The organism is Acinetobacter sp. ANC 5378 (assembly GCF_013004315.1).
Lineage (GTDB): Bacteria > Pseudomonadota > Gammaproteobacteria > Pseudomonadales > Moraxellaceae > Acinetobacter.
This window is the reverse complement of sequence record NZ_JABERK010000027.1, coordinates 1-6040: the sequence shown is the minus strand read 5'-3', so window position 1 is coordinate 6040 and position 6040 is coordinate 1. Positions and strand designations below refer to the sequence as shown.

General features: G+C 36.4%; 8 protein-coding genes. 2 read left to right on the top strand and 6 right to left on the bottom strand.

Annotation, left to right across the window (positions count from 1 at the left end; genetic code table 11):
- Positions 1–101 precede the first annotated feature (101 nt).
- The 5 genes from HLH16_RS07085 to HLH16_RS07065 all read right to left on the bottom strand — a co-directional run bounded on the left by HLH16_RS07085 (position 102) and on the right by HLH16_RS07065 (position 4034).
- Positions 102–950 (bottom strand): hypothetical protein, encoded by an 849-nt coding sequence (locus HLH16_RS07085; protein WP_214646650.1) that lies wholly within the window; start codon positions 948–950, stop codon positions 102–104.
- Between the two features lie 98 nt (positions 951–1048).
- Positions 1049–1732 (bottom strand): response regulator, encoded by a 684-nt coding sequence (locus tag HLH16_RS07080; RefSeq protein WP_171528811.1) that lies wholly within the window; start codon positions 1730–1732, stop codon positions 1049–1051.
- A gap of 312 nt (positions 1733–2044) precedes the next feature.
- Positions 2045–2821 carry a glutathione S-transferase N-terminal domain-containing protein gene (locus HLH16_RS07075; protein ID WP_171528810.1) on the bottom strand — a complete coding sequence of 259 codons (777 nt, stop codon included), beginning with the start codon at positions 2819–2821 and terminating at the stop codon, positions 2045–2047.
- 22 nt (positions 2822–2843) lie between these two features.
- Complete coding sequence (gene rraA, locus HLH16_RS07070) at positions 2844–3356, bottom strand: ribonuclease E activity regulator RraA (protein ID WP_171528809.1); 513 nt, start codon at positions 3354–3356, stop codon at positions 2844–2846.
- Positions 3357–3368: 12 nt separating this feature from the next.
- Positions 3369–4034 carry a Rossmann-fold NAD(P)-binding domain-containing protein gene (locus tag HLH16_RS07065; protein ID WP_171528808.1) on the bottom strand — a complete coding sequence of 222 codons (666 nt, stop codon included), beginning with the start codon at positions 4032–4034 and terminating at the stop codon, positions 3369–3371.
- A 215-nt stretch (positions 4035–4249) separates the two neighbouring features.
- Between HLH16_RS07065 and rpsT the strand changes: the two genes are divergently transcribed.
- Positions 4250–4516, top strand: coding sequence for a 30S ribosomal protein S20 (gene rpsT / locus HLH16_RS07060; RefSeq protein WP_067724582.1), 267 nt, complete (start codon positions 4250–4252; stop codon positions 4514–4516).
- A 401-nt stretch (positions 4517–4917) separates the two neighbouring features.
- Positions 4918–5361 (top strand): META domain-containing protein, encoded by a 444-nt coding sequence (locus HLH16_RS07055; protein ID WP_131288920.1) that lies wholly within the window; start codon positions 4918–4920, stop codon positions 5359–5361.
- A gap of 68 nt (positions 5362–5429) precedes the next feature.
- Here HLH16_RS07055 and HLH16_RS07050 read toward each other — a convergent pair whose 3' ends face one another.
- Complete coding sequence (locus HLH16_RS07050) at positions 5430–5627, bottom strand: hypothetical protein (protein ID WP_131288922.1); 198 nt, start codon at positions 5625–5627, stop codon at positions 5430–5432.
- Between the last annotated feature and the right edge of the window lie 413 nt (positions 5628–6040).

Below are 6040 nucleotides of genomic sequence, written 5' to 3'. Positions count from 1 at the left end.
TTTAAGAATAATGGACGAGGAACTCCAACGAGTCGTTTAAATTCCCCATCATTAAATCGAGTTAAATTTTCATATTTCATGGGGCTAGTATAAACAATTTTTTACTTTCGCAAGAGATCTATTAAAAATATCAGTGGAAAGACAAAATAAATAAATTGCTGTGGGGTGAAAAAAATACCAGTGATGGCAAGTCCAGTGGCAAAATACATCGAAGCTTCAATTTTGGCTAAACACGTTCGGATAAATCTGAGTAAATAAACACAAAAACTAATAATATATAGGACAAAGAAAGTCAAATTTGCTTGGGTTGCCATTAAGCTTGTTGGGTATGGAAATGTTTCTGTAGTCAGTAGATTGGAAATAAATAGCACCCACAATAATGAACTTAATGCGAACCATCCAAAAGTGGTTTCTTTAGGTCTTAATAACCAGATAACAAAACAGATCACCCCAAAAGTGATCGATAAAATGATGTTGATTTGAAATAATGTTCTGCGGTTCCAAATTTTGCTTTGATGGATCTCATCATTGCTTTGCACATTATTAAAGGAAATCGTACCAAGCCCTGGAGATTGAAAAGCAAAACCATTCACATAAATCAAAATTTCATTTTCATCAGATTTTAATCCCGATATCGGTAAAATCCAATAACGTGGCATATTCCAGCTTTTAGACAAAGGTTCCTGTAAATGCTGATCCCGCCACAGCAAATCACCATTTAAAAAAACTGCCCCTGCAGAATTAATATAATCAATTGAAAAAGCAATCGGCTCAGCTAACTTCGCATTATTTTGACATGACCAGTTCCATTCAATCTTATACCAGGCACCACCATTATAATTTTTCCAGTGATTGGTCCATTTATCTGGCAATTGCACCAACTGCCAGCCTTGCTTGGGTAAAATAGTCTGTGAAGGCGTTTTAACAGCAGAGACAGAATTAATATGCACTGAACATTGTTCATTAATCCTTTCTATTATTTCTGCATAACTGATTCGACTGAATAAACTCAGCAAAAATATGCAAAAGAAATACAGGATGGAATGTTTCATAAAATCCCTAAGGATCGTGCTGCACTGACTGCTTTGGTTCTTTTCGTCACCGCCAATTTTCGGTAAATATGCTTAATGTGACTTTCCACCGTATATTTAGAGACAAATAACTGTTCCGCTATTTCTTTATTACTCATCCCTTGCGCAACCAAGTCTAAAATTTCTGTTTCACGACGGGTCAAAAGTGCCACATCCGACTCTAAGGATTTATCATCATTTGAGCCTGTAATCACTGAAGCGGAAATCTGCTTTAAAATTTCCTGCGCAATAAAAGGATCAATCGGAGCCCCACCACGCAAAATACTGCGAATCGCCAGCCGCACTTCCGCATCATCTCGTTCTTTTAGAACATAGCCGGTCGCACCGGCTTTGATGGCTGAAAATAGACTTGCTTGCGTACTCCATGCGGAAATCACCAGAATTAAAGCACTGCTATCTTGGGCACGAAGCTTTTCTATCAGTTCCACCCCATTTCCATCAGGAAGTCCGAGATCGACCAATGCCAAGGAAATCGGTTGTTGTTCTATTTGCAGGAAGGCTTCTTTTAGATTCTTGGCAAAAATGAGCACATCATTGTCATAGCCCATTTCGGTCAATATATGTCTTAATCGCTCTCGAATGAGATCTTCATCTTCAACAATTAAAACTGGTACAGGTAAAATCGTTTCTAATCCGGACACACACTACCCCTTTCTTTTATTGCCCCAATCTAAGGGGAAAACAATTAAAAAAATATCCCTAAAACCAAGTAATTTGATGACTTTTATACTAATAATTAAAATTCTAGTTTGGTATTTTGAGCATTATCCTTTCAATTTAACACCATAAAATAAAAACACTGACGATTCAATCCATGATTAATGCATGATCAATAAATTAAATCATCTCAATAAAATTCAGTGTGTAGCACTATCGGAGTTTAAAGAAAATTGATTGATTTAGATAAAAAGAAACAGCTGATCTAGCTGTTTCTTTTTTGCTGTTGTAATCATTCAGCTATATTGTTTTTTTAAATATTTCACAATCTCAGCTGACTCAAACATTTTCACGCCAGTATTCGGGTCGACCAAATAAGGAACTTGAATATCACGCCCCATAATCTCAACAATCTTCTCACGTTTGCCGCCGGTTAAGGGTTGATATTTTCCGGGTTTTAAACGCAACATAGCCGGCCCCATATCTTGCCAGCGTTCCTTGGGTACGTTATGAAATTTAAAAGGGAGTTCCAGCTCAGTTAATACACCACGTACCACACGCGTAAATGGGCTGGCTTCAAAGCCCCACAATTCCAGGAGCTGGGCTGGTGCCTCGCGATCAATAATTTTTTTATTCACCCAAACACCACGTGCGCCATTAATGATGGTTCCAGCAAAGGCAGCCACAGGAATTTTGGGATATTGCGTAAATTTTTTCGGTGTTTTTCCAGTTCGACCATAATGTTTAAATAAATAATGAATAATGTCTTGAGACTCATACATCTGGACACCTGAATTTTCATCAATAAAAAATGGAAACTGTTTTTTCCCACCTTTTTCTTTGACAATTTTTCGGTATTTTTGCCCACCTTTTGGACAAGGATAAACCTCATAATCCAGATTTAACAAGGTCATGACTTCCCGTACACGACGGCAAAATGGTGAACCTTCAAACTCATAAAGTTTGAGTGATTTTTCCGGCTGTTTCGGAAATGCAGTACCACTAATTCCGCGCCCACCTTCAGTCAATGCTGAAGCTAAAGCCTGTACAACTTTAATTTGATGATTCACCATTTTTATCCTTCTGCAATTATCGTTATAAGTCGACTAATTTTTCTTTTGCAATCACAATTCCATTGTTATCAGCATAGATATAATCACCAGAATGGATGCTTACCCCACCAAAATACAAAGTTAAATCCACTTCGCCAATGCCTTTTCGATTACTTTTTTGTGGAATTGCAGCCAAGGCATGTACCCCCAGATCCAATTCAGCAATCGCATCTACATCACGTACACAGCCATAAATCACCACTCCATTCCAGTGGTTTTTAACTGCTGACTCTGCAATCATATCGCCCATCAAGGCACAGCGCATGGATGCACCGCCATCTACCACCAGCACTTTACCGGTACCATCAGTCGCAAGCAGTTCTTTTACCCGCGAATTATCTTCAAAACATTTAACCGTCACGACCTGACCGCCAAAACTTTTACGCGCACCATAGCTTTTAAAGAATTTACCATCCATGGATGGTGTCACTACTTGAATCTCTTTCTCTGGATTGTCGTCAAGTAAATCGCACGTTACGAATGCTGCATTAGACACTTTTTATCTCCCTCATTTGGAATTTTGTATACGTAAATTATCATAAATTTCAAACTTTTCAGTTTGAGTTTGCGCTGCCTCGACCATAGTATGAGCCACTTGCTCTGCTGTCACTGGCTTATATTTGAATGAGTCAGGCACTAAATGCGAGAATTTTTGATAGAGCTTTTGAGTCAGATCTTCCAGACTGCGTTGTTCTGGACGCTCACCTAACAATAATGAAGGACGTAGAATCGACACACGCTCAAGGTTTAAAATCTGGATATGCTTTTCCAGTTCGCCTTTCACTCTATTATAGAAAAAATTTGAGTTGCTATTTGCACCCAGTGCGCTGATCAGCAAGTAATGGGTATTGGTCGATTCAAATAAATCAGCAAAATGTGCATTTATTTCATAATCAACATCATGAAATTTTTGTTTGGATCCGGCTTTTTTCAGCGTTGTCCCTAAACAGCTAAATGCATGGCTATATCCATTCACATCTTCATCATTGAGTAACAGAAAATCATCGAGAAGGAATTGTTGTACTTTTTCCAAACTTTTGAGGGCTGAATCTTCACGACGAACCACCGCGGTAATTTTTTCGCAACTTTCTATACGATTGAGTTGTTTCAGTAGCTCACGACCTACTAAACCTGTTGCTCCAATCACAATTGCACTTTTAATTGATTTAGTCATTTTTTAAGCAATCTCTATAGGTTATTACTAATCTAACGGTTTCTTTAGAATTTTTATGCATCTAAAATGTTGTCAAAGCAAGTCAAGACTTGACTTAACGTCATAGTTTAATCACAATATGGCACTTGTTTACGGGCTGGTGATAATTCTTCTGATGAAGGTTTTCAGTTGCAATTTCAGCCCGCCCAGACCAATCTAATTCAAGGAGTGCACGAGTGGCAAACTCTGCTCAAGCTAAAAAACGTGCCCGTCAAAACGTTAAAGCACGTAAACACAACGCTAGCTTACGTTCAATGGTTCGTACTTATATCAAACGTACAGTAGCTGCTATCGCTGCTGGTGATTATGCAGTTGCTACAGAAGCTTACAAAGCAACTGTACCTGTAATCGATCGTATGGCTGATAAAGGCATCATCCATAAAAACAAAGCTGCTCGTCATAAGAGCCGTTTGAATGCACAAGTTAAAGCTTTGGCTAACTAAGTTGTTGCATTGAAAAAAGCCCTTAACGGGCTTTTTTTACGTCTGAAACTCTATCATTTATAAGTAAAATATATAAATTTTTGTACTTCAAATACTTTAGCTGATTAAGATTAAATTGTAATGAATTGAAAGCCTAGGGATTGAATGCTGTTTATACCCTTAATATAACAAATATATGATTAATCAATAATTCTAACCATAGTTGTTCTATTTAAGTTTATTGCTCCTTGTATCCTTTAACATGTCCTTGTTTACCTAAAACAATACATGTTTGTTTTCCGATCCACTCTTGTAGATGATTAGTTAACAATCAAATGAATTCTAAGAAAACTTTATAAACTGTAATTTGTTTTAACTGCCTCACAATTATCTTTAAGTATTAAATTAATTGGAGAAAAGCGATGTTAAGAAAAATTATTCTCGCTACAAGTATAGCAACTTCCTTAACTTTGGTTGGTTGTAGTACATCTATGCCCAATCCCTCCACTGATCGAAATTTAGATCAATTGCAAAATAAAAATTGGGTATTAACCGAAATTAATCAAGTTATTTATAAAGCTGACCCGACCCAGTCTGCTGTTCCCACCATGACATTTGATAGTAATGAAGTAAGCGGCACTGATGGATGTAACCAATTCATGGGAGGTTATGCCGTTATGGGAACCCAGATTAAATTTGCAAATCTAAGAGCAGTAGAAAATAACGCATGTTCAAATGCGACCAATTTACCGCAAAAGTTCTCTCAAGCATTAAGCCAAGTTGTAAGCTATGAGGCTTCCAAGATGGAATTAAAGTTACTCGATAGCAATAACAGAGTGGTAATCAGGTTTAAAAATATTAAATAGATATAAATTAGCCCTCAACTAGTAATAACATTTGAGGGCTTTTTTTATTTGTTAAAATCGTTTTGGCTCTAAGAAATAGACCACAAATAATAATAGGCTTGAATATCTGGATTTAAGAATTCATCATTTTCAGGATCGTAATGAAAAGGTGTACTACTCAAAAGATCTACATAGTTAAGTGAGGTTAAATATTTTTTTAAGAACTGTTTAAAAATTTCAATTTTTGCAGGGAAGGTATTTTCACCATCCCATAAAATTACGTCCATTTTCAGCGGCCTAAAATCATATCTTCTTGTTTTGATTATATTGCCAAGAATCACACAATTCAATATATTTTGATAAATATATCACACTTTAATTCAACTGCTTTCTTAAATCATATTTTGCGTATTTCAACTCTTTTAACTTTTGAATATTCATGCAAAATAATATTCTAAATACTTGTATTCCCTTAGTATAGGTTCATTTTTATCATAAAATATCAGCCAGTAAAAACGCTTATTTATATGAATTTCTAAGTTTATGGCTGAAATTATGGAAAAATGTTACCCCTACACCACTGCTGTCCCATAGTTTGATTTAAATAAAAAAACCTGAGTCCGAACAGTTAAAATATGAGTGCAAACAAACACTTTAACGACCAGGATTCAGGTTTTGTCACATCAGAATACCGTATTTC

What these genes read in the sequence shown, in the direction of transcription:
- HLH16_RS07050 (WP_131288922.1), bottom strand. Translation starts at nt 5,627, where the DNA reads ATGGACGTAATTTTATGGGATGGTGAAAATACCTTCCCTGCAAAAATT.
- HLH16_RS07055 (WP_131288920.1), top strand. Translation starts at nt 4,918, where the DNA reads ATGTTAAGAAAAATTATTCTCGCTACAAGTATAGCAACTTCCTTAACT.
- HLH16_RS07065 (WP_171528808.1), bottom strand. Translation starts at nt 4,034, where the DNA reads ATGACTAAATCAATTAAAAGTGCAATTGTGATTGGAGCAACAGGTTTA.
- HLH16_RS07075 (WP_171528810.1), bottom strand. Translation starts at nt 2,821, where the DNA reads ATGGTGAATCATCAAATTAAAGTTGTACAGGCTTTAGCTTCAGCATTG.